General features: G+C 49.7%; 1 protein-coding gene. It reads left to right on the top strand.

Features of this window, described 5'->3' with window-relative positions:
- Nucleotides 1-304: IS66 family transposase zinc-finger binding domain-containing protein (locus AB4375_RS21525; RefSeq protein ID WP_372052500.1), on the top strand; the 304-nt coding region annotated here is incomplete at both ends.

Raw genomic sequence — 304 nt, 5'->3', positions numbered from 1 at the left:
ATGAATCACAAGGTGACCTCTTCAACGAAGCGGAATGTGAAGCCGTTAAAGAAGACGAGGTTGAGGTGACAACCACGACCACAACGAAAAAGCGCGGTAAACGTAAACCTCTGCCTAAGACCTTGCCTCGTGAGGTTATCGAACTTGATGTAGACGACCATGAAAAGCAGTGCGCTTGCTGCAATCATAGCCTGCATAAAATCGGGGAAGACCGCAGCGAGAAGCTAGAGTTCACGCCAGCGGTACTCAAAGTGTTGGAATATGTTCGTCCTAAGTACGCTTGCCGCCAGTGCGAGAAAACAGG

Origin of the sequence: Vibrio sp. 10N.261.51.C6, assembly GCF_041471785.1 — a bacterium.
Classification (GTDB): domain Bacteria; phylum Pseudomonadota; class Gammaproteobacteria; order Enterobacterales; family Vibrionaceae; genus Vibrio; species Vibrio crassostreae_C.
The sequence above is the reverse complement of the archived record's forward strand: the minus strand, read 5'-3'. Positions and strand labels throughout refer to the sequence as shown.